Origin of the sequence: Pseudomonas sp. HMWF032, assembly GCF_003060885.1 — a bacterium.
Taxonomy (GTDB): Bacteria; Pseudomonadota; Gammaproteobacteria; order Pseudomonadales; family Pseudomonadaceae; genus Aquipseudomonas.
Genome location: NZ_QAIG01000005.1, coordinates 606,542 through 632,335, shown reverse-complemented (window position 1 = coordinate 632,335; position 25,794 = coordinate 606,542). Strand labels below are relative to the sequence as shown.

General features: G+C 62.3%; 25 protein-coding genes and 1 pseudogene. 21 read left to right on the top strand and 5 right to left on the bottom strand.

What is annotated here, in order from left to right:
• Window positions 1–38 precede the first annotated feature (38 nt).
• The 17 genes from purD to ureC all read left to right on the top strand — a co-directional run bounded on the left by purD (window position 39) and on the right by ureC (window position 18,367).
• On the top strand, window positions 39–1,328 hold the full coding sequence (gene purD / locus DBR00_RS05670; protein ID WP_108486849.1) for a phosphoribosylamine--glycine ligase: 1,290 nt from the start codon (window positions 39–41) through the stop codon (window positions 1,326–1,328).
• Between the two features lie 113 nt (window positions 1,329–1,441).
• Complete coding sequence (locus tag DBR00_RS05665; RefSeq protein WP_177479913.1) at window positions 1,442–4,222, top strand: hybrid sensor histidine kinase/response regulator; 2,781 nt, start codon at window positions 1,442–1,444, stop codon at window positions 4,220–4,222.
• Between the two features lie 71 nt (window positions 4,223–4,293).
• The gene (locus tag DBR00_RS05660; protein WP_108486848.1) at window positions 4,294–4,890 is read left to right on the top strand and encodes a MarC family protein; all 597 of its coding nucleotides are present in this window, start codon (window positions 4,294–4,296) and stop codon (window positions 4,888–4,890) included.
• Between the two features lie 433 nt (window positions 4,891–5,323).
• Window positions 5,324–7,126, top strand: a complete 1,803-nt coding sequence (gene atzF / locus DBR00_RS05655) for an allophanate hydrolase (protein ID WP_256582933.1) — start codon at window positions 5,324–5,326, stop codon at window positions 7,124–7,126.
• Between the two features lie 4 nt (window positions 7,127–7,130).
• Window positions 7,131–7,862: a GntR family transcriptional regulator gene (locus tag DBR00_RS05650; protein WP_108486846.1), complete on the top strand. Its 732-nt coding sequence runs from the start codon at window positions 7,131–7,133 to the stop codon at window positions 7,860–7,862.
• A gap of 95 nt (window positions 7,863–7,957) precedes the next feature.
• Window positions 7,958–9,223, top strand: a complete 1,266-nt coding sequence (gene urtA / locus DBR00_RS05645) for an urea ABC transporter substrate-binding protein (protein ID WP_108486845.1) — start codon at window positions 7,958–7,960, stop codon at window positions 9,221–9,223.
• Window positions 9,224–9,339: 116 nt separating this feature from the next.
• Complete coding sequence (urtB, locus tag DBR00_RS05640; RefSeq protein WP_108486844.1) at window positions 9,340–10,911, top strand: urea ABC transporter permease subunit UrtB; 1,572 nt, start codon at window positions 9,340–9,342, stop codon at window positions 10,909–10,911.
• Window positions 10,911–12,002 carry an urea ABC transporter permease subunit UrtC gene (gene urtC, locus DBR00_RS05635; protein ID WP_177479911.1) on the top strand — a complete coding sequence of 364 codons (1,092 nt, stop codon included), beginning with the start codon at window positions 10,911–10,913 and terminating at the stop codon, window positions 12,000–12,002. The genes urtB and urtC overlap by 1 nt, the downstream gene beginning before the upstream one ends.
• A complete protein-coding gene (gene urtD, locus DBR00_RS05630; protein ID WP_108486843.1) occupies window positions 12,002–12,853 on the top strand; it encodes an urea ABC transporter ATP-binding protein UrtD in 852 nt (283 codons plus the stop codon). Before urtC ends, urtD begins: the two co-directional genes overlap by 1 nt.
• Before the next feature lie 47 nt (window positions 12,854–12,900).
• Window positions 12,901–13,599 (top strand): urea ABC transporter ATP-binding subunit UrtE, encoded by a 699-nt coding sequence (gene urtE / locus DBR00_RS05625; RefSeq protein ID WP_108486842.1) that lies wholly within the window; start codon window positions 12,901–12,903, stop codon window positions 13,597–13,599.
• A 63-nt stretch (window positions 13,600–13,662) separates the two neighbouring features.
• A complete protein-coding gene (locus DBR00_RS05620) occupies window positions 13,663–14,079 on the top strand; it encodes a hypothetical protein (RefSeq protein WP_146180669.1) in 417 nt (138 codons plus the stop codon).
• Complete coding sequence (locus tag DBR00_RS05615; protein WP_108486840.1) at window positions 14,076–14,909, top strand: urease accessory protein UreD; 834 nt, start codon at window positions 14,076–14,078, stop codon at window positions 14,907–14,909. The genes DBR00_RS05620 and DBR00_RS05615 overlap by 4 nt, the downstream gene beginning before the upstream one ends.
• Window positions 14,909–15,211: an urease subunit gamma gene (gene ureA / locus DBR00_RS05610; protein WP_108486839.1), complete on the top strand. Its 303-nt coding sequence runs from the start codon at window positions 14,909–14,911 to the stop codon at window positions 15,209–15,211. The genes DBR00_RS05615 and ureA overlap by 1 nt, the downstream gene beginning before the upstream one ends.
• 2 nt (window positions 15,212–15,213) lie before the next feature.
• Window positions 15,214–15,726: a GNAT family N-acetyltransferase gene (locus tag DBR00_RS05605; RefSeq protein WP_108486838.1), complete on the top strand. Its 513-nt coding sequence runs from the start codon at window positions 15,214–15,216 to the stop codon at window positions 15,724–15,726.
• A complete protein-coding gene (locus DBR00_RS05600) occupies window positions 15,726–16,256 on the top strand; it encodes a GNAT family N-acetyltransferase (protein ID WP_108486837.1) in 531 nt (176 codons plus the stop codon). The genes DBR00_RS05605 and DBR00_RS05600 overlap by 1 nt, the downstream gene beginning before the upstream one ends.
• Window positions 16,253–16,558 (top strand): urease subunit beta, encoded by a 306-nt coding sequence (locus DBR00_RS05595; protein ID WP_108486836.1) that lies wholly within the window; start codon window positions 16,253–16,255, stop codon window positions 16,556–16,558. Before DBR00_RS05600 ends, DBR00_RS05595 begins: the two co-directional genes overlap by 4 nt.
• Window positions 16,559–16,666: 108 nt before the next feature.
• Window positions 16,667–18,367, top strand: a complete 1,701-nt coding sequence (ureC, locus tag DBR00_RS05590; RefSeq protein ID WP_108486835.1) for an urease subunit alpha — start codon at window positions 16,667–16,669, stop codon at window positions 18,365–18,367.
• A gap of 158 nt (window positions 18,368–18,525) precedes the next feature.
• Here ureC and DBR00_RS05585 read toward each other — a convergent pair whose 3' ends face one another.
• The 5 genes from DBR00_RS05585 to DBR00_RS20635 form a co-directional block, all read right to left on the bottom strand.
• On the bottom strand, window positions 18,526–18,792 hold the full coding sequence (locus DBR00_RS05585) for a DksA/TraR family C4-type zinc finger protein (RefSeq protein WP_108486834.1): 267 nt from the start codon (window positions 18,790–18,792) through the stop codon (window positions 18,526–18,528).
• Window positions 18,793–18,864: 72 nt separating this feature from the next.
• Window positions 18,865–19,728 carry an oxaloacetate decarboxylase gene (locus tag DBR00_RS05580; RefSeq protein ID WP_108486972.1) on the bottom strand — a complete coding sequence of 288 codons (864 nt, stop codon included), beginning with the start codon at window positions 19,726–19,728 and terminating at the stop codon, window positions 18,865–18,867.
• A gap of 132 nt (window positions 19,729–19,860) precedes the next feature.
• Window positions 19,861–20,859, bottom strand: coding sequence for a type II secretion system F family protein (locus DBR00_RS05575; protein ID WP_108486833.1), 999 nt, complete (start codon window positions 20,857–20,859; stop codon window positions 19,861–19,863).
• 37 nt (window positions 20,860–20,896) lie between these two features.
• Window positions 20,897–21,607: an ABC transporter substrate-binding protein gene (locus tag DBR00_RS05570; RefSeq protein WP_108486832.1), complete on the bottom strand. Its 711-nt coding sequence runs from the start codon at window positions 21,605–21,607 to the stop codon at window positions 20,897–20,899.
• Between the two features lie 246 nt (window positions 21,608–21,853).
• The gene (locus DBR00_RS20635; protein WP_158271547.1) at window positions 21,854–22,027 is read right to left on the bottom strand and encodes a hypothetical protein; all 174 of its coding nucleotides are present in this window, start codon (window positions 22,025–22,027) and stop codon (window positions 21,854–21,856) included.
• Window positions 22,028–22,652: 625 nt separating this feature from the next.
• Here DBR00_RS20635 and DBR00_RS05560 point away from each other — a divergent pair.
• From DBR00_RS05560 to DBR00_RS20925, 4 genes and pseudogenes are all read left to right on the top strand, one after another.
• Complete coding sequence (locus DBR00_RS05560) at window positions 22,653–23,381, top strand: VC0807 family protein (RefSeq protein WP_108486971.1); 729 nt, start codon at window positions 22,653–22,655, stop codon at window positions 23,379–23,381.
• Between the two features lie 44 nt (window positions 23,382–23,425).
• Window positions 23,426–23,863, top strand: a complete 438-nt coding sequence (locus DBR00_RS05555) for a YqaA family protein (RefSeq protein WP_108486831.1) — start codon at window positions 23,426–23,428, stop codon at window positions 23,861–23,863.
• 241 nt (window positions 23,864–24,104) lie between these two features.
• Window positions 24,105–25,058 carry a YbhN family protein gene (locus tag DBR00_RS05550; RefSeq protein ID WP_177479908.1) on the top strand — a complete coding sequence of 318 codons (954 nt, stop codon included), beginning with the start codon at window positions 24,105–24,107 and terminating at the stop codon, window positions 25,056–25,058.
• A 214-nt stretch (window positions 25,059–25,272) separates the two neighbouring features.
• Window positions 25,273–25,794 (top strand): annotated as a pseudogene (locus DBR00_RS20925) (Hsp70 family protein); the annotation flags it as partial.

Sequence of the window (25,794 nt, the reverse complement as noted above, 5' to 3'; positions counted from 1 at the left end):
CAAACGGGCTCAACGCCCGCCTCCACTGGGAGAGCAACATGAACGTATTGATCATCGGCAGCGGCGGTCGTGAACACGCCCTGGCCTGGAAAGTGGCACAAGACAAGCGCGTCACGAAAGTCTTCGTCGCCCCCGGCAACGCCGGCACCGCCGTCGAACCCAAGTGCGAGAACGTGAATATCGACGTGCTGGCCATTGAGCAGCTGGCTGACTTCGCCGAAAAGAATGTGCAGCTGACCATCGTCGGCCCGGAAGCGCCGCTGGTGAAGGGCGTGGTTGATCTGTTCCGCTCGCGTAAGCTGGATATCTTCGGCCCTACCGCCGCCGCCGCCCAGCTGGAAGGTTCCAAGGCCTTTACCAAGGACTTCCTCGCCCGCCACGCGATCCCTACCGCCGACTACCAGAACTTCACCGAAGTCGAGCCGGCCCTGGCCTACTTGCGCGAGAAAGGCGCGCCGATCGTGATCAAGGCTGACGGCCTGGCTGCGGGCAAAGGCGTGATCGTCGCCATGACCCTGACCGAAGCCGAAGACGCCGTACGCGACATGCTCGCTGGCAACGCTTTCGGGGACGCGGGTTCGCGCGTGGTCATTGAAGAGTTTCTGGACGGAGAAGAAGCTTCGTTCATCGTCATGGTCGACGGCGAGAACGTGCTACCGATGGCCACCAGCCAGGACCACAAGCGCGTCGGTGACGCCGATACCGGCCCCAACACCGGCGGCATGGGCGCTTACTCGCCAGCCCCGGTGGTCACCGCCGACGTGCACCAGCGCGTAATGGACGAAGTGATCTACCCGACCGTGCGCGGCATGGCCAGCGAAGGCAACGTCTACACCGGTTTCCTCTACGCCGGGCTGATGATCGACAAGGCTGGCAAGCCCAAGGTCATTGAGTTCAACTGCCGCTTCGGCGACCCGGAAACTCAGCCGATCATGTGCCGCCTGGAAAGCTCTCTGGTGCTGCTGGTCGAAGCCGCACTGGCCAAGGCGCTGGACAAGGTCGAAGCCACCTGGGACCCGCGCCCGACCGTAGGCGTGGTGATCGCCGCTGGCGGCTACCCGGCCGATTACGCCAAGGGCGATGTGATCGAAGGCCTGGACGCTGCGGCGCAATTGGAAGGCAAAGTGTTCCATGCGGGAACCGCACTGAAGGATGGCCAGATCGTCACCGCAGGTGGCCGCGTATTGTGCGCCACCGCCATCGGTCGCACGGTTGAGGAAGCCCAACAACAGGCTTATCGCCTGGCCGAGAAAATTCGCTGGAGCGGCAGTTTCTACCGCACTGATATCGGTTACCGTGCCATCGCCCGCGAACGCGGGGAGAAGTGAAGGTAAATAATAGGTAAAACACGACAAAGGTGGCCAATTGGCCACCTTTGTCATATTTCCCTCGCGAACAGCTTGGCTATAATCCGACCACTTATTTTTGAAGGGACTTCACTGTGCGCCGGCTGAGGATTGCCACCTACCTGCTGCTCAGCACACTGCTGATGACGCTTACCCTGGCGTCAGTTCAGGCAGAGCCACAGGCTTCCTGGTCACGCCTCACTGATTCAAACGCCGAACTGCAACTCAATGATATTCGCAGCCCTGCGCGTAAATCCCAGTTCCTCCCCACTGACCTGACCCAGCTGTATACGCCAGGCGGTTCCAGTGCTCTATGGCTTCATCATCGGCTCTCGGCCAACACCGATGCGCAGATGCTACGGGTCTTTGCCCCCTACCTGGCCTACCTCGATCTGTATGTCGTACAGGGTGATGAACTGATTGAGCAGGCACACACGGGCAATAACCTGCCGTTTTCCAGCCGCCCTCTGGCTAGCCGTGACTTCCTTCTGCCGCTGCCCAGGACCGACCAGCCGCTGGACATCTACCTGCGCCTGGCTTCAGAACATGCTCTGCGACCCAGCATTACCCTACAAAGTGCGCAGTCCATGGCAGCCGATGATAATCGGCCCTTGTTGTTCGGCCTGCTGCTTGGCTGCCTGGGCATGCTGGTGGCCTATAACCTGGTACGGTTCCTCTATACCCGTGCCGTCAGCGGACTCTGGCTGGCCGCCACTCAGGTTTGCCAACTGGTGGCAGTCGTCAGTCTGTTGGGAGTCAGCACACCATGGCTGGATGAGTGGCAAAGCCTGCAGCCGCAGATCGCCAACCTGTCGATGCTGCTGGCCGCACTCTGCGCCCTGTGCTTTACCGCCAGCTTCTTCCACAAGGTTTGCCCGCGTACGCCGCTCAACCATGTGCTGACCGCTGAAGTGGTGGTGATCAGCCTGGTGTGCGTCATCCTGCTGATCGCCACCAGCTTGCAGTTCAACCAGCTGGTCTATCTGCTCAACGGGGTCGCGGGCCTGAGCATCCTAATTGTCGCCCTGACTCATTGGCGCCACGGTTATCAACCCGCACGACTGTTCAGCCTGGCGGTGCTGCTGTTTTGTGCAGCCTTTATCTGCGCTCTGCCAATCCTGTTCGGCTACTGGGCGGTACAGAGTGAGTGGATCGCCTACGGCCTGCTCGCCACCACCACCGTCAGCGGCTTTATCCTCAGCATGGCGCTGAGCGAGCGACAGCGCCGCATCATGCAGGATCATTTCAGCACCAGCCGCGCCCTGGCGGCCAGCTCCGCCGAGCTGAAGGCCAAAGCGGAATTTCTCGCCAAGATCAGCCATGAAATTCGCACCCCGATGAATGGCGTGCTAGGCATGACCGAGCTGCTGCTCGGCACCCCGCTGTCGGCCAAGCAGCGCGACTACGTACAGACCATCCACAGCTCGGGCAATGAACTGCTCACCCTGATTAACGAAATCCTCGATATCTCCAAGCTGGAGTCCGGGCAGATCGAGCTGGATGACGTGCAGTTTGACCTCAACGCACTGATCGAAGACTGCCTGGATATCTTCCGCGCCAAGGCCGAGCAGCAGAAGGTCGAGCTGATCAGCTTTATGCAGCCGCAAGTGCCGCGGGTGATCAGCGGCGATCCCACACGTCTGCGCCAGACCCTGCTGAGCTTGCTGGACAATGCCTTCAAGCAGACTGATGAAGGCGAAATTCTCCTGGTGGTCGCCCTCGACACCACCGGCGAGCAGCCACGCCTGCGCATCGCCGTGCAGGACAGCGGCAAACCGCTGGACGCCAGCGAGCGCGATGCGCTGCTGAATGCCGAACTGCACAGCAAGGACTTCCTTGCCGCCAGCAAACTCGGCGGCCGCCTCGGCCTGATCATCGCCCGCCAATTGGTGCGTCTGATGGAAGGCGAATTCGGCATCCAAAGCGGCGGCAGCCAAGGCTCGACCCTGTGGCTCACCCTGCCGCTGGACGCCTCGCGCCTGGAGCAGCCCACCGCCGACCTCGATGCCTCGCTGCAAGGTGCGCGTCTGCTGGTGGTGGACGACAACGACACCTGTCGCAAGGTGCTGGTGCAGCAATGCAGCGCCTGGGGCATGCAAGTCAGTGCGGTGCCGTCAGGCAAGGAGGCCATGGCCCTGCTGCGCACCAAGGCGCACCTGCGTGAATACTTCGATGCCGTGCTACTTGATCAGGACATGCCCGGCATGACCGGCATGCAGCTGGCCGCGCGGATCAAGGAAGACGCCAACCTCAACCACGACATTCTGGTAATCATGCTCACTGGCATCAGCAATGCGCCGAGCAAGATCATCGCGCGTAACGCCGGGATCAAACGCATCCTGGCCAAGCCCGTGGCCGGCTACACCCTGAAAACCACCCTGGCCGATGAACTGGCACAGCGCGGCAAAGGCAACTCGCCGATGTTCAGCCCGGCGCCACAGAGCACGCCGCTGAATGTTCCCGGCGATTTCCGCATTCTGGTGGCCGAGGACAACACCATCTCCACCAAGGTGATCCGCGGCATGCTGGGCAAACTCAACCTGCAGCCCGAAACGGCCAGCAACGGCGAAGAAGCCCTCAGTGCGATGAAAGCCCAGCAATACGATCTGGTGCTGATGGACTGCGAAATGCCGGTACTTGACGGTTTCTCCGCCACCGAGCAGTTACGCGCCTGGGAAGCGGCCGAGCAACGCCCACGTACTCCGGTGGTGGCACTCACCGCGCATATCCTCAATGAGCATAAAGAACGCGCGCGCCAGGCTGGCATGGACGGGCACATGTCCAAGCCGGTGGAGATGTCGCAACTGCGTGAGCTGATCGAACACTGGGTCGCCGAACGGGAAATCCGTCGCCAGCGCGACGCCCTGCCTTCCTGAGCAGGGTTGATTGCCCGGCAACCGATACACGCTTACCCTGCCACCCTTCTTTATCGAGACGAGTCCTTTCCATGGCGTCCGCGCTGTTCAGCCTGTATTTGAAACTGCTGGTGCTCTATAGCCCGTTCTTCGTGCTGTCGTGCTTTATCGGTCTGAGCCGTGGTTACACGGTCAAGGAGCGTAAGCGCCTGGCCTGGAAAGTCGCGCTCGGCGTGCTGATCGCCAGCGTACTGCTGTACCTGTTCGGCAAGCATATCTTTACCCTGTTCGGCATCACCATCGACGCCTTCCGCATTGGTGCCGGTAGCGTGCTGTTTATCTCGGCCCTCGGCATGGCCCAGGGCAAATCGGCGGTGCAGAGCGACAACGTGCAGCAGGACGTGACCATCGTGCCGCTGACCATCCCGCTCACCGTCGGCCCCGGCACCATCGGCGCGCTACTGCTAATGGGCGCCAGCCAGCCGGACTGGGGCGACAAGGCCATCGCCGTGCTGGGCATCGCCCTGGCCAGCCTGACGGTGGGCGTGGTGCTGTATATGTCCAACCAGTTCGAACGCCTGCTCGGCGATCAGGGCTTGCAGATTGTCAGTCGTTTGATGGGGCTGTTCGTCTGTGCACTGGCCGCGCAGATCATCTTTACCGGGGTTAAGAACTACCTCGCGCTCTGATGCCCCCGGCTGGATTAGTGAAGCCTGATACGAGCCTGCAGCGAACCCCGGATTACGCCTCCGGCTAATCCAGGCTACGACTAAGCAAAACCCTGACTGCCGCCGTAGTGGACGACGCACTTTTCGTCCACCGTGACGGCTACGACTGCCGAACACTGCCGCCCATAAAGTCAGGCCGTAGCCCGGATAAAATCAGGGAGCGGTTAATGCCATCAGCACGTTAAGTCCTGGATTGCATCCGAATTACAGGCGCGCAACCCCCTCGCACCATCGGCATGCAATGCAGCCCTACGGCGGTGCATAACGCCGATCAGAACCATCACCCCACGCCCTTAAAAACACTTAACCACTTGAAAATAAATAACTTCTATTAACTGGCACCGACATTGCTCTAGGCATTCCATCTCTTGGATACAAGATGGAATTTCAGCGCATGGCCAACGCCCCCCACGCCTTCACCCTGAACGATTGGCAACAGGCCTACCGCGACAGCCAATCGCCCGCCGAACTGCTGCATAGCCTGCGCCTCGCACTGAGCACAAAGGACAATGCCTGGATCACCCTGGCCAGCGAAGCTCAGCTCAACAGCCAACTCGATGCTTTGTCAGCGCTGCTCGACGCGGCCAACGGCGAGCTAAGCAAGCTGCCGCTGTACGGCGTGCCCTTCGCCATCAAAGACAATATCGACGCCGCCGGCTGGCCCACCACCGCCGCCTGCCCGGAGTTCGCCTACAGCGCTGCCGCCGACGCCACGGTGGTGGCCAAGCTGCGCGCCGCCGGCGCCATCCTAATCGGCAAAACCAACCTCGACCAGTTCGCCACCGGACTGGTCGGCACCCGCTCGCCCTATGGCGCGGTGCCCAATAGTTTCAACCCGGATTACGTCAGCGGCGGGTCCAGCTCCGGTTCGGCCAGCGTGGTCGCGCGCGGCCTGGTGCCCTTCTCGCTGGGCACCGACACCGCCGGCTCGGGCCGCGTGCCGGCCGGTTTCAACAATATTGTCGGGCTCAAGCCGAGCAAAGGCTGGCTGTCCAATAGCGGCCTGGTGCCCGCCTGCAAAACGCTGGATTGCATCTCGGTGTTTGCCCTGACCGTCAGCGATGCCCTGAGCGTGGCGCAGATCGCCGGCGGCTATGACGCAGCCGATCCCTACAGCCGCAAGAACCCCAATAGCGCCAAGGTCGGCATGCCGGCCAAGCCGCGCCTGGCGGTGCCGAGCAACCCCGAGTTCTTTGGCGATACGCAGAACCTAGCGGTGTTTGAGCAGGCCTTGGGCACGTTGCGCGAGCTGGATGTGCAGCTGGTAGAGATTGATTTTTCGCCCTTCCAGCAACTGGCCGAGCAGCTCTATTACGGCAGCTGGGTCGCCGAACGCAGCGTGGCGCTGGAAGGCGTCGACCCGGCACAGATCAACCCGGTGGTGCGCGGCATCGTCGAGAACGGTCACACGTACAGCGCCGGTGATGCCTACAAGGCCGAATACACTCGCGCTGCGCTGAGCCGGACGATCAATGACGTGCTGGCCGGTTTCGACGCGCTAGTCGTACCAACCTCGCCGACCCTGCGCACGCTGGCCGAGATGGACGCAGAGCCCGTGCTGTTCAACAGCCAGTTCGGCACCTACACCAACTTCACCAACCTCGCCGATTTGTCCGCCCTGGCCCTGCCCGCCGGTTTTCGCGCCGATGGCCTACCGGCCGGAATCACCCTGATCGCCCCAGCCTGGCACGACCAGGCCCTGGCGGCCTTCGGTCAACGCTGGCAGCAAGCGCTCAAGCTGCCGCTGGGTGCCACGGGTAAAGCATTGCCCGAGCAAGCGCCGAGCAGCACGCCAGCCCCCGGCAGCGTGCGCGTCGCCGTGGTCGGTGCACACCTGACCGGTATGCCGCTGAATTTCCAGCTGACCAGCCGCGACGCCGTGCTGGTCGAGCAAACCACCAGCGCCGCCACCTATCGCCTGTATGCCCTGCCTGGCACCGTGCCGCCAAAACCGGGCCTGGCGCGGGTGGCCGCCGATGGCGCGGCGATCATCGTCGAGCTGTGGGATATCCCCCAGGCACGCTTTGGCGAATTGGTCGCGGAGATTCCGGCGCCGCTGGGCATCGGCAATCTGCAGCTGGCCGACGGTCGCTGGGTCAAAGGCTTTATCTGCGAACCCTATGCGCTGGATGGCGCCCGCGATATCACCAGCTTCGGTGGCTGGCGCGCCTTTATCGCCAGCCAGCAGCAGGGCTGACGCCATGCAACTGAGCGACGCCGCCAGCAGCGGCAATGAACGCCCGGACAACCTCGCCGAACGCATCTACCAGCAGCTCAAAGACGACATCTTCGAGTTCCGCCTGCTGCCCGGTGATCGCTTCTCCGAAGGCGAGATCGCCGAGCGCGTGGCCGCCAGCCGTACCCCGGTGCGCCAGGCGCTGTACCGCCTGCAACGCGAGGGCTATCTGCAGGTGTACTTCCGCAGCGGTTGGCAGGTGATGCCGTTCGACTTCACGCATTTCGAGGAGCTGTACGAGGTGCGCATCGTCCTCGAACTGGAGGCCGTACGGCGGTTGTGCGAACGCCCCCAAGACGAGCACAGCGACGCACTGGTGCAACTTCAACGCACCTGGCTGGTGCAACCCGAGCAGCGCTTACAGGACGGCCGCGAAGTCTCGCGCCTGGATGAGCGCTTTCACTGCCAGTTGCTGGAAGCCGCCGGCAACCGCGAGATGGCCCGCCTACACGCCGAGGTGAGCGAGAAGATCCGCATTATCAGGCGCTTGGACTTCACCCAGAGCCCGCGCGTGGCGGCCACTTATGACGAACATGGCGAAATTCTCGCGGCAATTTTGTCGCGGCGATGCGAAGAGGCACAGCTATTGCTCAAGACCCATATAGAGGTCAGCAAGGCCGAAGTGCGCAAGATCACCCTGCACATGCTGCACAGCGCGCGTCAGCGCACCATGCCGGCACCAGAGGTGAAGACCTGAAGTGAAGACCCAGGGCCCTGCCCTGTTTCAACTGCCAGACAAACAACTAAAAACCAGCAGCTCAAACACTTAAGTTCGTGAATGGAGATCGCACCATGCAACGTCGCAACCTGATCAAGGCCTTTACCCTCACCGCGTCCATCGCCGCCATGGGCATGACCTGGACCGTGCAAGCCGCCGAGACCATCAAAGTCGGCATCCTGCACTCGCTGTCCGGCACCATGGCCATTTCGGAAACGTCGCTGAAAGACATGGCGCTGATGACCATCGACGAGATCAACGCCAAGGGCGGCGTGAACGGCAAACAACTGGAAGCCGTAGTCGTTGACCCGGCCTCCAACTGGCCGCTGTTCGCCGAGAAAGGCCGCCAGCTGTTGACCCAGGACAAGGTCGACGTGGTGTTCGGCTGCTGGACCTCGGTGTCGCGTAAATCCGTGCTGCCGGTCTTTGAAGAGCTCAACGGCCTGCTGTTCTACCCCGTGCAATACGAAGGCGAAGAGCTTTCCCCGAATGTGTTCTACACCGGCGCCGCGCCAAACCAGCAGGCTATTCCAGCGGTCGAGTACCTGATGAGCGAAGACGGCGGTGCGGCCAAGCGCTACTTCCTGCTCGGCACCGACTACGTCTACCCGCGCACCACCAACAAGATCTTGCGCGCCTTCCTGATCAGCAAGGGCGTGGCTGAAAAAGACATCGAAGAGGTCTACACCCCGTTCGGTCATAGCGATTATCAAACCATCGTTGCCAACATCAAGAAGTTCTCCGCGGGTGGTAAAACTGCGGTGATCTCCACCGTCAACGGCGACTCCAACGTGCCGTTCTACAAGGAACTGGCCAACCAGGGCCTGGAAGCCACCGACGTTCCAGTCGTGGCCTTCTCCGTGGGTGAGGAAGAACTGCGCGGCATCGACACCAAGCCACTGATTGGCCACCTGGCCGCATGGAACTACTTCCAGTCGGTAGAGAACCCGGTCAACACCGAGTTTGTCGCCAAGTGGAAGGCCTACGCCAAAGCCAAGAACCTGCCAGGCGCTGACAAGGCCGTGACCAACGACCCAATGGAAGCCACCTACGTCGGCATCAATATGTGGGCGCAAGCGGTCGAGAAAGCTGGCACCACCGAGGTCGACAAGGTCCGTGAAGCGCTCTATGGCCAGACCTTCGCTGCACCCAGCGGCTACACCCTGACCATGGACAAGACCAACCACCACCTGCACAAGCCCGTGATGATCGGTGAAATCCAGGACGACGGGCAGTTCTCCGTGGTGTGGGAAACCAGCAGCCCGGTCCGCGCCCAGCCGTGGAGTCCGTATATCGAAGGCAATGACAAGAAGCCGGATTACGCGGTCAAGTCAAACTAAGCACCTGCCAGTAAGCCCGGATGACATCCGGGAACGCCCTGCCCGGATCGCCTCCGGGCCAAGGCTGACCAGCCGCCGCGCCCACGCGGCGGCTGGTACTCCCAAAGGACTGCCCTATGCCCACTGCCGTTACCCGAATTCTGCTGAGCCTGCTGTTGCTGCTGCCACTGGCCGCGCACGCCGGTGATGCCCAGGACTTTGTCGCCGCCAACCCCGCCAAGCAGGCCAGCCTGCTGGAGCGCTGGTCCACCGCGCCCGATGCCGCGCGCCTGCCGCTGATCGAAGCCCTGCAACAGGGCCGCGTCGCTGCTGACAGCGCGAAAAACGCCTTTATTGAAAGAGATGGCGCGTATCAGTCTGCTGAAGGCGACGTGCAGCCTGTCGAAACACCCAAAAAGCTGCGCCTGAATAACCGCCTGCGCGGGCTGACCGCCACCGCACTGGCCAGCCACCAGCTGCTGGTTGATGACCCGGCGCTGCGCCTGGCCGCCGCCCAGCAACTGCAGAAGAGCGCCAAGCCGGCGCAGCTGCAACTGCTTAACGCCCAGGTCGCCAGCGAAACCGACGATGCCGTGCGCGATGCCCTGACCCTGGCCCTGGCCAACCTGCAACTGGTAGACAGCGACCTCGCCGTGCGTCTGGCCGCCGTGCGCCTGCTCGGTGAAACCGGCGACCCGCTGGCCCGTACCCGCCTGGAAGCCCTGCTCGACCCCGCCGTGGAAAGCGACCCGACGGTACGCACCGCCGCGGAAACCAGCCTGGCCCAGGTCAAACGCAAACTGCTGATTGGCGAGATGCTGGGTCAGGCCTTCAGCGGCCTGTCGCTGGGTTCGATCCTGCTGCTGGCCGCACTGGGTCTGGCCATCACCTTCGGCCTGCTCGGCGTGATCAACATGGCCCACGGCGAGATGCTGATGCTCGGGGCCTACTCCACCTACATGGTGCAGGTGCTGTTCCAGCGCTTCGCCCCGGAAGCCCTGGCGCTCTACCCGTTGGTGGCGCTGCCGGTGGCGTTCTTCGTCACCGCCGCCATCGGCATGGCGCTGGAACGCACGGTGATTCGCCACCTTTACGGCCGCCCGCTGGAAACCCTGCTCGCCACGTGGGGCATCAGCCTGATTCTGATCCAGCTGGTGCGGGTGATCTTCGGTGCGCAAAACGTTGAAGTGGCCAACCCCGCCTGGCTGTCCGGGGGCATCCAAGTGCTGCCCAACCTGGTGCTGCCGTACAACCGCATCGTGATCATCGGCTTCGCCCTGTTTGTGGTGGTGCTGACCTGGCTGCTGCTGAACAAGACCCGCCTCGGCCTTAACGTCCGCGCCGTAACCCAGAACCGCAATATGGCTGCCTGCTGCGGCGTGCCGACCGGCCGGGTAGACATGCTGGCGTTCGGCTTGGGCTCCGGTATCGCCGGCCTCGGCGGCGTGGCCCTGAGCCAGATCGGCAACGTCGGCCCGGACCTCGGCCAAAGCTACATCATCGACTCCTTCCTGGTGGTGGTGCTCGGCGGTGTCGGTCAGCTGGCCGGTAGCGTGATGGCCGCCTTCGGCTTGGGTATCGCCAACAAGATTCTCGAACCACAGATCGGTGCCGTGCTCGGCAAGATCCTTATCCTCGCGCTGATCATTCTGTTTATTCAGAAACGCCCGCAAGGTCTGTTTGCTTTGAAAGGACGGGTGATCGACTGATGACTATGCCCCTGAATCAAACGTTATTAGCCCGCGCCAGCGCCAAGCTTGGCCCGCAAGCGTCCATGGCCATCGGCCTGCTGGTACTCGCCGTATTGCTCGCCATGCCGCTGCTGCACCTGCTGCCCGCGGACAACGCCCTGCATGTGTCGGCCTACACCCTGACCCTGGTCGGCAAAATCCTCTGCTATTGCATCGTCGCCCTGGCGCTCGACTTGGTCTGGGGGTATGCCGGGCTGTTGTCGCTCGGCCACGGCCTGTTCTTTGCCCTCGGCGGTTACGCCATGGGCATGTACCTGATGCGCGAAGCAGCGGGTGACGGCCTGCCGGCGTTTATGAGCTTCCTCGCCTGGACCGAGCTGCCTTGGTATTGGTACGGCACCGACAGCTTCCTCTGGGCCCTGTGCCTGGTGGTGCTGGCCCCCGGTTTGCTCGCGCTGGTGTTCGGCTTCTTCGCCTTCCGCTCGCGGATCAAGGGCGTGTACTTCTCGATCATGACCCAGGCGCTGACCTTCGCTGGCATGTTGCTGTTCTTCCGCAACGAAACCGGCTTTGGCGGCAACAACGGTTTTACCAACTTCCGCACCATTCTCGGTTTCGACATCACCGCCGCGCACACCCGCGCGGCGCTGTTCTTCGCCACCGTGGTGCTGCTGGTGGCCAGCCTGTACCTGGGCTGGCGACTGGCGCGCAGCAAGTTCGGCCGCGTGCTCACCGCGCTGCGTGATGCAGAAAACCGCCTGATGTTCTGCGGCTACGACCCGCGCGGCTACAAGCTGTTTATCTGGGTGCTCAGCGCCGTGCTCTGTGGTCTTGCGGGTGCGCTGTATGTGCCGCAGGTGGGCATCATCAACCCCAGCGAAATGTCGCCGACCAACTCCATCGAAGCGGCCGTGTGGGTCGCCCTCGGTGGGCGCGGCACGCTGATCGGTCCGCTGCTCGGTGCCGGCTTGGTCAACGGCATGAAGAGCTGGTTCACCGTAGCCTTCCCCGAGTACTGGCTGTTCGCCCTGGGCTTTCTGTTTATCGTCGTGACGCTGTTCCTGCCCAAAGGCGTGATCGGCTTGTTACGCAAGAAAGGAGAGCAATGATGCGTGCCACTCCGGTCCCCGAATTTATGCTCGAACCCGCCTATGACCCGTCCGGCAGCGGCCGTGACCCAATCGGTGCCAGCGCCCTGGCCACCAAGGGTCTGAATGTGCGCCACGGCACCATCCTGACGCTGGAAGACATCAACGTCAGCTTCGATGGTTTCAAGGCGCTGACCAACCTGACGCTGTACATCGGCGTCGGTGAACTGCGCTGCATCATCGGCCCCAACGGTGCCGGCAAGACCACCATGATGGATGTGATCACCGGCAAGACCCGCCCGGACAACGGCGTCGCCTACTTCGGCGAAACCCTCGACCTGACCCAGATGAGCGAGGTGCAAATCGCTCAGTCCGGCATCGGCCGCAAGTTCCAGAAGCCGACCGTCTTCGAAGCGCTGAGCGTGTTCGAAAACCTCGAACTGGCGCAGAAGACCAACAAATCGGTGTGGGCCAGCCTGCGCGCCAAACTGACCGGCGAGCAGCGTGATCGTATTGATGAAGTGCTGCAGACGATCAAACTCGACAGCTCGCGCAATCGCCCCGCCGGGCTGCTGTCGCACGGCCAGAAGCAGTTTCTCGAGATCGGCATGCTGCTGGTGCAAGACCCGCAACTGCTGCTGCTCGATGAGCCGGTGGCGGGCATGACCGACGCCGAAACCGAGTTCACCGCCGAGCTGTTCAAGTCGCTGGCACGCAAGCACTCGCTGATGGTGGTCGAGCACGACATGGGCTTCGTCGGTTCCATCGCCGACCACGTCACCGTGCTGCACCAAGGCAGCGTGCTGGCCGAAGGCTCGCTGGAGCAGGTGCAGAACGATGAGCGGGTGATTGAGGTGTACCTCGGCCGCTAATGCCGCGATCACGACCGTCCAAACTCCACAGAATTGAGAGCCTGAACATGCTGCAAGTTGAGCAACTGCATCAGTACTACGGTGGCAGCCATATCCTCCGTGGCCTGTCGTTCGAGGTGAAGGTCGGCGAAGTCACCTGCCTGCTCGGCCGTAATGGCGTGGGCAAGACCACCCTGCTGAAATGCCTGATGGGCCTGATCCCGGCCAAAGAAGGCGCGGTGAAGTGGGAAGGCCAGCCCATCACCGCCTTCAAGCCGCACCAGCGCGTGCACGCCGGCATTGCCTATGTGCCCCAGGGCCGGGAAATTTTCGGCCGCCTGACCGTGGAAGAAAACCTGCTCATGGGCCTGTCACGTTTTCCCGGCAGCGACGCCAAGGCAGTGCCGGAATTTATCTATGAGCTGTTCCCCGTGCTGCGTGAGATGAAACATCGCCGTGGCGGCGACCTTTCCGGCGGCCAGCAGCAACAGCTGGCCATCGGCCGCGCCCTGGCCAGCCAGCCGCGCCTGCTGATCCTCGATGAGCCCACCGAAGGCATCCAGCCCTCAGTGATCAAGGAGATCGGCGTGGTGATCAAAAAGCTCGCGGAACGCGGCGACATGGCCATCCTGCTGGTCGAGCAGTTCTATGACTTTGCCGCCGAGCTGGCCGATCAGTACCTGGTGATGAGCCGTGGCGAAATCGTCCAGCAGGGCCGTGGCGAAACCATGGAAGCCGATGGCGTGCGCGGACTGGTCGCAATCTGAATGGCGACGCTGGCCCTTTACTTTGCGCATAATCAGGCTTTCGCCTACGGATTCGAGGCTCCGATGTTTGCCCTGCGTCACGTCCTGCTCCCGCTCACCGCACTGACGGGCATCGCCCTGCTGATCTGGGCCGGCAGCCTGCCGGATTACTGGATGCTGCGCACCTTGCCAGTAGGCAGCGAAGTGCCCTACCCGCTGAAACCGGTGCTGATTTTCTGCGCCATCGTCCTGGCCGAATGCAGCCTGCTGCTGGCGCTGCTGCGCCCGCGCTCCTATTGCCGCTCCTGGGGCCGCGCGCTGTGCGCCTGCCTGCTGGCCATCGGCCTGGCGCTGTTCTGGCTGCAAGGTGCGTTGCATGCACCGCCCTACTACGGCATGCACCTGCAATGGTGGCTGGCGGTCAGCTTGGGCCTGGTTCTACTGTGTGTTTACTCCGCCGTGCAGGCCTGGCGGCAACGACGCAACCGGGTGAGCGCATGAACGCCCCCGCCGCCGTCTTCACCCCCAGCTGGCACGCCGAGCTGGAGCTGGGCTATGGCCGCGATGGCGACCGCACGCGGCCGACCTTGCGCCGGCATAAAGGCCCGCTGCGGGTGCAGAAGCACCTGTACGCCGAAGGGCCCGAGGTGTGCCAACACATCATCGTCCACCCGCCCGGCGGCATTGCCGGTGGCGATCGCCTGGATATCTCGGCCACGGTCGGCACCAACGCCTGGGCGCAACTGACCAGCCCCGGTGCAGCCAAGTGGTACCGCGCCGCTGGCCCGGCTTATCAGAGCCTGAAACTGCGCGTGGATGCCGGTGCCACCCTGGAATGGCTGCCGCAGGAAACCATCGTCTACGCCGCTGCTCAGGCGGAACTGATCACCGAGATCGACCTGTTCGGCGATGCCAAGCTGCTCTACTGGGACATCGTTGCCCTCGGTCGCCCTGCCAGTGGCGAACGCTTCGACGCCGGTCACTTCCAGGCCCAGCTGAATATCCGCCGCGACGGCCAGCTGCTCTGGCACGAACGCCAGCGCGTGGCCGGTGGCGATGGCCTGCTCGACTCGCCCATCGGCCTGGCGGGCAAACCGGTGTTCGCCACCCTGCTGATATCCGGTGAAATCGACAGCGACCTGCTGGAGCACTGCCGCAACCTGAGCACACCGGTGCGCGGCGACCTGACCCAATTACCCGGCCTGCTGGTGGCCCGCTGCCTGGCCGACGAAGCCCTGCACGCGCGCGCCTGGCTGATCGCCCTCTGGCAGCTGTTGCGCCCGGCCCTGCTCGGCCGCACGGCCGTGCCCCCACGTATCTGGAGTACCTGATGGACCTGACACCGAGAGAAAAAGACAAACTGCTGATCTTCACCGCCGGCCTGGTGGCTGAACGCCGCTTGGCCCGGGGCCTCAAACTCAACTACCCGGAAGCCATGGCCTATATCTCCGCCGCGCTGCTGGAAGGCGCGCGTGACGGCCAGACCGTGGCCGAGCTGATGCACTTCGGCACCACCCTGCTGAGCCGCGATCAAGTGATGGAAGGCATCGCGGAAATGATCGCGGAGATTCAGGTCGAGGCCACCTTCCCGGATGGCACCAAGCTGGTCACCGTCCACCAGCCGATTGTTTAAGCATGAAAATTCAAAACGCCACCGCTGCTGACCTGCCTGCCATCCAGGCCATCTACAACGACGCCGTGCAGCACACCACGGCGATCTGGAACGAAACCCTGGTTGACCTGAACAACCGTCAGGCCTGGTTGAGTGAGCGCAACGCCGCCGGCTTTCCGGTGCTGGTGGCCCACAACGACGCCGGCGATGTTGTCGGCTACGCCAGCTACGGCACCTGGCGCGCCATTGAAGGCTTTCGCCACACCGTCGAACACTCGGTGTACGTGCGCAGCGACCAACGCGGTCAGGGGCTTGGCCCCTTGCTGATGCACGCCTTGATCGAACGCGCGCAAGCCGCCGGTCTGCACGTGATGGTGGCGGCCATCGAGAGCGGCAACAGCGCCTCGCTCCGCCTGCACGAGCGCCTCGGCTTCGTCACCACCGGCCAGATGCCCCAGGTCGGCCGTAAATTCGGCCGCTGGCTGGACCTCACCTTTATGCAGCTGATGCTGAGCCCCGAAAGGAGTGCGCCCTGATGCTGAGCATTGAGCGCCTCGACGCGGCTGACTTTGAGTCTTATCGCCAAGGCCTGTTGGCCCTGCTGCTCGACTCCGTGGCACATGGCGCCTCGGTGGGTTTTCTCGCCGGTCTCGATGCTGACGCGGCCAACCTCTATTTCGACCAGGTCCTGGCAGGCATACGCGACGGCACTCACTTGCTCTGGCTGGCCTGTGAGCAGGGCCAGGTGCTGGGCAGCGTGCAACTGGTGCTCTGCCAGAAGCCAAACGGCCTCAACCGTGCAGAAGTACAGAAGCTCCTGGTACACAGCAACGCCCGCCGCCGTGGCATCGCCAACAGCCTGATGCAGCGACTGGAAGGCGAAGCGGCGGAGCTGCAACGCGGCCTGCTGTACCTGGACACCGAAGCCGGCAGCGATGCCGAAACCTTTTACCAGGCGCTTGGCTACAGCTGCATCGGCGGGCTACCTGACTACGCCTGCGGCCCCGACGGGCAGTACCGAGCAAACGCCATCTACTACAAAACCTTGTCGAGGCCACAGCCATGATTCCCGGCGAATACCAGATCCAAGACGGCGATATCGAACTGAATGCCGGACGCCGCACGCACCGCCTGACCGTGGCCAACAGCGGCGACCGGCCGATCCAGGTCGGCTCGCATTACCACTTCTTCGAAACCAACGACGCCCTGACCTTCGACCGGGCCAGCACACGCGGCATGCGCCTGAACATCCCGGCCGGCACTGCGGTGCGCTTCGAACCCGGGCAGAGCCGCGAAGTGGAACTGGTCGACCTGGCTGGCCATCGCCGCGTATTCGGCTTTGCCGGCCGGGTGATGGGCGATCTGTAACGTCTGGGTAGGATGGGTGGAGCGAAGCGATACCCATCGCCAAAACCGAACCAAGCCTTGATGGGTTACGCCGCTTCGCCGCTAACCCATCCTACGGATAGGACAAACATGAAAATATCCCGCCAAGCCTACGCCGACATGTTCGGCCCCACCGTCGGCGACAAGGTGCGCCTGGCCGATACCGAGCTGTGGATCGAAATCGAGAAGGACTTCACCACCTACGGTGAAGAAGTGAAATTCGGCGGTGGCAAGGTGATCCGCGACGGCATGGGCCAGGGCCAACTGTGCGCCGCCGATGTGGTCGACACGCTGATCACCAACGCGCTGATCATCGACCACTGGGGCATCGTCAAAGCCGACGTGGGCCTCAAAGACGGGCGCATCGCCGCCATCGGCAAAGCCGGTAACGCCGACATTCAGCCGGACGTGACCATCGCCATCGGCGCAGGCACTGAAGTGATCGCCGGTGAAGGCATGATCCTCACCGCCGGCGGCATCGACAGCCATATCCACTTCATCTGCCCGCAGCAGATCGAAGAAGCCTTGATGAGCGGCGTCACCACCATGATCGGTGGCGGCACCGGCCCCGCCACCGGCACCAACGCCACCACCTGCACCTCCGGGCCGTGGCACATGGCGCGCATGCTGCAGGCCGCCGATGCCTTCCCGATGAACATGGGTTTTACCGGCAAGGGCAACGCCTCGCTACCAGAACCGCTGATCGAGCAGGTCAAGGCCGGCGCCATCGGCCTCAAGCTGCATGAAGACTGGGGCACCACGCCGGCGGCCATCGACAATTGCCTGAGCGTGGCCGATCAATACGACGTGCAGGTGGCGATTCACACCGACACGCTGAACGAATCCGGCTTTGTCGAAACCACCCTCGGCGCGTTCAAGGGCCGCACCATCCACACCTACCACACCGAGGGGGCCGGTGGCGGTCACGCGCCGGACATCATCAAGGCCTGCGGCTTCCCCAATGTGCTGCCCAGCTCGACCAACCCGACCCGGCCGTTCACCAAGAACACCATCGACGAGCACCTGGACATGCTCATGGTCTGCCACCACCTTGACCCGAGCATCGCCGAAGATGTGGCCTTCGCCGAAAGCCGCATTCGCCGCGAGACCATTGCCGCCGAAGACATCCTGCATGACCTTGGCGCGTTCAGCATGATCAGCTCCGACAGCCAGGCCATGGGCCGCGTCGGCGAGGTGATCACCCGCACTTGGCAGACCGCCGACAAGATGCACAAGCAACGCGGCCCGCTGGAAGGCGACGGCCCCGGCAACAGCAACTTCCGGGTTAAACGCTACATCGCCAAGTACACCATCAACCCGGCCATCACCCACGGCATCAGCCACGAAGTCGGCTCGGTCGAAGTGGGCAAATGGGCCGATCTGGTGCTCTGGCGGCCGGCGTTCTTTGGCGTTAAACCGACGCTGATTCTCAAGGGTGGCGCGATTGCCGCCAGCCTGATGGGCGACGCCAACGCCTCGATCCCCACGCCGCAGCCGGTGCATTACCGACCGATGTTCGCCAGCTACGGCGGCAGCCGTCACGCCACCAGTTTCACCTTTATCAGCCAGGCGGCCTTCGAGGCGGGCGTGCCCGAGCAGTTGGGCCTGAAGAAGAAAATCGGCGTGGTCAAAGGCTGCCGCACCCTGCAGAAGAGCGACCTGATCCACAACGACTACCAACCCACCATCGAAGTGGATGCGCAGAATTATCAGGTCAAGGCCGACGGCCAACTGCTCTGGTGCGAACCGGCAGAGGTGTTGCCAATGGCGCAGCGGTATTTTCTATTCTGACCCGCACGCCGCTGTTGGGCTTCGCTGCGCTCAACCACAACCTACCCACCTGTAGGTTGCGATTGAGCCGCGCAGCGGCGAAGCCCAACAGCCACAACCCCCCGTAGGTTGCGGTTGAGCCGCGCAGCGGTGAAGCCCAACAGCAATCACCTAGACCCTCAGCGCAATTGACTGTCCTTACTGCCCCTGCGGTTATAACCACTGAATTTGGCCTGTTCCTTGTCGTGCTCGGTTTGGCAGACCACGCACAGGTGCACGCCGGGGATGGCTGTGCGCCGGGCTTGGGGAATGACCGCGTCGCATTCTTCGCAATTGCTCAGGCTTTCGCCGCGCGGCAATTGGCTGCGAACGCGGGCAATGGCGTCCTCAAGGCTGCTGTCGATCTGCTCCTGTACCGCACCATCGGTTGCCCAACCACCGGCCATGCACGCGCCCTCCGTTGTTTAGGCGGTAGGTATGCGCCGAAATGCGATGAACCTCAAGCGCAGGTGGTCGGCCTACTCCTTGACCTCCATAAACTCGCGCGCCCAGACGATGTAGTCCTCGGGTTGCGTGTATTTATGGGTCAGTTCGGTGGCGTTGAGTTCGCAAGGTTCGGCATTGCGTTGCTCGCGCAGGCAATCGTAGGTGGCCTTGATTGCTGCGAAGTAAGCGGCGTGACCGTTGACCACGATGCGCACCCCCAGCGCCGCCAGGCGGGCGTTGTCGCGCAGCTTGGGGTTGCCGTAGGTGACCAGCATCAGCGGGATACTTAGAGCGGAAGCAATCTGCTCCAAATGGGCAAAATCCTCGACGCCGACCAGGCAGATGGCATCCGCCCCGGCGGCCTGATAGGCCTGCGTGCGGCAAATAACTTCGCTGACATCCAGCACGCCGGCATGGGTGCGGGCGATGATCGCCAGGTCCGGATCAACCCGCGCTTCCAATGCCGCGCGGATTTTGCCGACGCCTTCGTCAACGCTGATCAGGTCAGTAGACTTGCGCCCGAACTGCGCGGGTAGCAGGGTGTCTTCAAGGGTCAGCGCGGCAATCCCAGCGCGCTCCAGCTCAACCACGGTGCGCATCACGTTCAGCGCATTGCCGTAGCCATGATCCGCGTCGGCAATCACCGGCAGACGGCTAACGCGGCCAATGCGCGTGGCCTGCTCGACAAACTCACCGAGGCTAATCAGCGCGAAGTCGGGGGCGGCCAGAACTTGTAGTGAAGCTACAGAACCACCCAGAATTCCCACCTCAAACCCCAGGTCGGCGGCAATGCGCGCGGCCATCGGGTCAAACACTGAAGCCGTGTGATAACAGCTATTTGAAGCCAATAGCGCACGAAACTGTGCGCGAAGGTCATGGTGTGAGGCTCGTTGCATGGGGTGCACCATCGGTCATAGTCAATTCTGAACGAGGATTATGTAGTAAAACTACAAAAACCGTCATGTAGTAAAACTACATAGTCGACCAGTAACCTTGCACCCGCCTTTCAGGCGGCGAACAACCAGGCCCTAAAGCAGCTCTACCGGCAAACGCGGCCCAAAGCCTGCGCCTGTCAGCAGCCCATAGGCCATCCACAGCATCACCCCGGCATACAGCGCACGCGGCAACCAGGTCGCCAGCTGTTCGGTCAGGCTATCCAGTTTCTGTGTTTCCACCCCGGCGTAGTTGAGCAGGCTGGCTGGCAAGGTGCCGCTGGCCTCCCCCGTACGAATCAGGCCAAGGGCCAACCCCTGGCCGGGGAAGTCCAGATTGGCCAACGCCTGCGCCAGGCTCTGGCCACGCTGCACAGCCAACTGCACACCGCTGAAGCGTTTGCGCAGTGGCGCATGGCGGATCACCGCGCAGGCCTTGGCCAGGGCATCCAGCATGGGCATGCCGGCCTCCAGCATCAGCCCCAGGCTGTCGAAAAAATCGCGCAGGTTACGCCGCAGCAACGCGGGGCCGAGAATCGGCATACTCGCCAACAGGCTATCGAACGGCGAAGCCGCCCCTGCAGGCGCGTACTCATGACGCACGTATAACCGACGGCCCAGGCCATAGAGCGCCCCCAGCACCAGCAACGGCCAGAGCACGCCCCACAGATAACCGGCGATGCTCAGCTGCCCCCCCACCAGCGCTGGCAGCGGCTGGATAAACAGCCCCAGCACCAACACAGCCGCCGGCATCAGCAGGCGTGACTGCAGCGCAGCGACCTGCAGCGCCCGGTGGGTGTAACGCTCGGCCAGACGCTGATAGATCGCAGCCAGACAACCACTGGCCTGCGCTGCGCCCAGCAGGCTGCTGTCCAATGGCGTCAACAGGCCGCTGCGTAAACCGGCGCAGGCCATATCGCGACCGCCGGCAACCTGCGCCTGCACACCCTGCAGTGCTGCCCTGGCATGCGCAGGCAACGCCACACCGAGCAGCGCCTGCTCCACGGGCACGCCGGCCTTTTCCATGGCGGCCAAGTGGCTGAACAGTTGGGCACGGGCAGCAAAATCCAACATTACGGGACGGGAGCGGGGCATCGGCAGGCTCTGCAGGTGATAACGGAGATGGCTCAGGCTATTCAGTGGCGGTGGGTAACTGTGCGTGCGGCATCCAGCGGCGAAAGATCTCGGCAAAGCTGCCGTCCTTATGCATGGCATCCAACGCACGGCGCCAGCGCTGCACCACGGCGGCGTCGGTCTGCGGGGAAAAGGCAATGTAATAGGCCGAGCGCATAAACGGCAGGTGCGCCTGCACCTGATCGGCACGCAATCCTCCTCGCGCCAGTTCGGCATCGAGGGTCAAGTCCTCGGTGGCAATCAGTTGAACGCGCCCGTGCTTGAGCATGGTCACCATACTCTTCGAACTGGTAACCCCGTAGAGGTTCTTGAACCCACGCGCCTCCAGCGTTTCATAGGTGTACCACTGCTTCGGCACGGCCAGCGGGCCGCTCTCGGCCGCCTGCTGCAGGCTGTCGAATCGCAAATTGCGCGATTTCAGCGAATAGAAACTGGTAGTGCCAATCAGCAGGGGCCCTACCCACTGGAAACGAGCCTCGCGCTCCGGCGTACGTACGGTGGAAAAGATCGCCGTATCGGCCTGATGCTGTGCCAGCGCGTATGCCCGCGTCCAGGGCAACAGTTCCAGGCGCGCCGCATCGCCGGTTCGCGCGATCAGTTGGCGCACAATATCCACTGCCAGCCCGCGCAACTCACCATCCTGACTGTAGCTGGTTGGCGGTGCCTCTTCAGTCAGCAAACGCAGTTCAGCCTGCGCACTGCCTGCCATACAGCACACAAGCCAGATCACCAGCAGGCAACTACGTTTACGCAAGATAAAATCTCCGCCGCTTTCCCTCAGACTAGCTCAGCACCCACGGATTGCATCAAAGAGCAGGGAGCACCACCGGCACGCTGTCAGCCCCTGGAAACCCGCGATGATGGATGCGCTGCAAACGGTCATCGCGCGTCAACTCGTCCAGTGCGTATAGCCAGCACGGGACCCGCTCCGGATCGATCGTGTTGGAAAAACAATCTAGGCGTTGGTTTGCATCAGGGTGAACGGCAGCTCAACCTCTTCGCGCTTCGTGCCTGCTTCAGCCAGCATTTCATCCAGGGCCAGCGAGTTGGCCACTCGCAATTCAATCCGACCCTGCTTGAACATCGTGGTCATGTGCTGCGGGGTGGGCACGCCATAGAGGCTCTTCAAGCCCTGCTCGCCAAGGTACTCGTAGGAGTACCACTGCTTCGGTACGGCCAGGTCGCGAAACGCTCGACATCGGCCAGCGTACGAACATTCAGCCCGGCACCACGCAATGAGTAGATGCCCGTCTGACCCCGCGCAATCACCCCCCACTGGAATAACTCTTCACGACCTGGGGTGCGAACAATCGAGAACCGTGCGGCATTCGCGGGGCGCGCCGTGAAAGTGCATCGCCTGGCCACTGTCAGTGCGGCTTGGCGACCCCTCTCAACCAGCGCCCAATAGGCCGTGTACTGGCCATCACCACGCCGATGCAATCATCTATTGCCGCCTGAGATAGAGCGCCTGAGCAGCAGAGGGCGACCACCATCAGAGCAGGTTTAAAGCGCCATCGGCAATGCGGTGCAGCCACCCCAACAAACGAAACCGGTCAGATGCCGATGAAAAAAGCACCGCAGCGCAACTGATATCCGATGAGTATCGGCGGCCTGGCCGTGTCACCGGTCGCAGACTCGAATCGGACCAGAACCACTCGCGCCCTCACACTTTTTCACACACAAGATGAGCGCTGGGCTGGTAGCAAGGCCCCAGGCAGGCGATGATCAGCACTCATCCCCGCCATTTGAACGACATGACCGATATCACCCAGAACCATCACGCCAGCCATAAGCCACGCCCACTGATCGATTTGCTGGTCAGCATCCTGATCCCCTCACTGATTCTGATGAAACTCAGTGGCGAGAGCCGACTCGGCGCTGACGGTGCGCTGATGCTGGCACTGGCCTTCCCTTTGGGCTGGGGCAGCTTCGAGCTGATCAAGTACCGCAAATTCAACTTCATTGCCCTGCTCGGCCTGGTCAGCGTGCTGCTGACCGGCGGCATCGGCCTGCTCAAGCTGGACAACCAATGGCTGGCCATCAAGGAAGCGGCGATCCCCGGCATTATCGGTATTGCCGTGCTGATATCGACCCACACGCGCTTCCCGCTGATTCGCACCATGTTGTTCAACAAGAATGTGCTCAACGTCGACAAGATCCACGAGCGCCTGGAACAGGCCGGCAACACCGAACAATTCGAAAGCCGCCTGCTCAAGGCCACCTATTGGCTGAGTGGCACCTTCTTCTTTTCCTCGGCAATGAACTACGCGCTGGCCAAGTGGATAGTCATCAGTCCAGCCGGCAGCGAAGCCTTCAACGAGGAACTGGGGCGGATGAACCTGCTCAGCTATCCGATGATCGCGATCCCCTCGATGATCATGCTGATGGCCATCTTCTACTACCTGTGGCGAACCATTCACGGCCTGACCGGCCTTAAACTGGAAGACGTGATGGCCAATGCCGATCAGGAAAAGCAATCCTGAGCCAGGCTGAACGGTGCACCCGCGAGACAGGCCAGAACTGAACCATGCTGAGCCTCTCGGCTTACCTTGGCCTGTTCGCTTCGGCCCTAGGCGCCGCCACCCTATTGCCACTGCAATCGGAAAGCGTACTGGTGGCCCTGCTGCTCAGCACGGCCTACTCACCCTGGGCCCTGCTGGCGGTAGCCAGCGTCGGTAATATCATCGGTTCACTGCTCAACTGGCTGCTCGGCCGCTACCTGGAACACTTTCGCCAACGCCGCTGGTTTCCCGTCAGCGATACACGCCTGCAACAGGCCCAGCACTGGTATGCCCGCTATGGTCGCTGGTCACTGCTGCTCAGCTGGTTGCCGATCATTGGTGACCCACTGACCTTGATCGCCGGGGTAATGCGCGAACGATTGTGGATATTCCTGCTGATCGTCAGCCTGGCGAAAACCGGCCGCTACGCCGCGCTGACACTCCTGACACTTGGGCTGGCCTGAGCATGATGGTGCAATGCAAGACATACTCGGTAACGGCCCAGACTGGCTGAGTGGTTGAGCATCCGGCACGACTCCGTGATACTGCGCGCCTTGCGCCAACTCGGCGCATACTGATTAAGCGTCAACAACGGCTGTGTCGACGATCAACTGCAGTTCAGACCGCCAATAAAAGCATGCGCCCTGCAGGTTAATTAACCTTTTGCCCAAGTGGTCGTTGTAAGGTGAAGGAGCTACGTCCGTGATGAAAAGGAGCGATCTGATCTGGACCCTGGTGGGTCTCGGCGCCGTTCTGCTGTCGTGTTATCTGCTCTATCACGAAGTGCGCAACATTTCCCTGCATGAAATTGCCGACAGCCTGCACGCTATCCCGCGCATGAACTGGCTACTGGCCGCTGGCGCAACGTTCGGGGCCTATTGTGCCCTGGCCTGGTACGACCGCATCGCGCTGGCCCACCTGGGCAAACAGATCCCCTGGCGCTTTATCAGCCTGTGCTCCTTTACCACCTATGCCCTGGCCCACAACATCGGCGCCTCGGTGTTCTCTGGCGCACTGGTGCGCTATCGCGCCTATCGCACCAAAGGCATGACACCCCAGGAAATCGGCATCCTGATTGTCTTTTGCTCCTTTACCTTTGCCCTGGGTACTGTCCTGGCGGGCGGCTGTGTACTGGTGCTTGAACCCGACCTGATTCACCGCGTGGCCAAAGTGACCCCCCTGGTGTCCGAGATCATCGGCGTGCTGCTGCTGTCGCTGGTGGCCCTCTACGTGCTCGGTTCCTGGCGACACTTCAAGCCATGGCACTGGGGCAAACTGCATGTTGAATACCCGCGCCTGGGGATTGTCGGCCGCCAACTGCTGGCCGGTCCACTGGAACTGGCCTGCGCGGCCGCCATCATCTACTTCGCCTTACCAGCCGAAAACAACCCTGGCTACTTGGTGGTATTCGGCGTCTTCCTCGCGTCATTTTCCCTGGCCCTGCTGTCACACGCACCAGGAGGCCTGGGCGTTCTCGAAGTGACATTTCTTGCTGCAATGCCGGAACTGCCCGCCCCAGATGTATTGGCCGCGTTGATCGTATTCCGCGCGTTCTACCTGCTGCTGCCCTTCGCCTTATCACTCCTGGTGGTTGTGGGCTTTGAATGGTCGCAGTGGAAAACCCGCCGCACACAAGCCGACAATCCGGAACAGCCCTGATCCATCCATCGCTCAGATCATCAGGGGCAGCATTACGCGCGCCACTCGCATAGAATGCGCGGCCGTTTTTTGCAGACCACACGGGGATGGTTACCCAGCACTCCGTTCAAGCCAGCACAACACTCAGGGTCATCACGCGTGACCCGCCTCTGGCCATGCCGTTGTGCTCGGACGCATCAACACCCTCGCGAATTTTTCTGGATCAACACCGTACATGACCGTATCAGCCCCCGCCCGCGCCTGCGGCATCGATTTTGGCACCTCCAACTCCACCGTCGGCTGGCTGCGCCCCGACGCCGAGACGCTGATCCCACTGGAAGACGGCAAGATCACCCTGCCCTCCGTGGTGTTCTTCAACCTCGAAGAGCGCCGCCCGGTCTACGGCCGCCTGGCCCTGCATGAGTACCTGGAAGGCTATGAAGGGCGCCTGATGCGCTCGCTGAAAAGCCTGCTGGGCAGCAAATTGCTGAAAAGCGAAACCACGGTGTTGGGCAGCGCCCTGCCGTTTAAAGACCTGCTCGGCTTTTTTATCGGCGAACTGAAAAACCGCGCCGAAGCCACTGCCGGCCGCCCCTTCGAGGAAGTGGTACTGGGTCGCCCGGTGTTCTTCGTCGATGACGACCCGGTGGCTGACCTGGAGGCACAAAACACCCTGGTGGCCGTGGCGCACAAGCTTGGCTTCAAGGACGTGTCGTTCCAGTACGAGCCGATTGCGGCGGCCTTCGACTATGAGTCC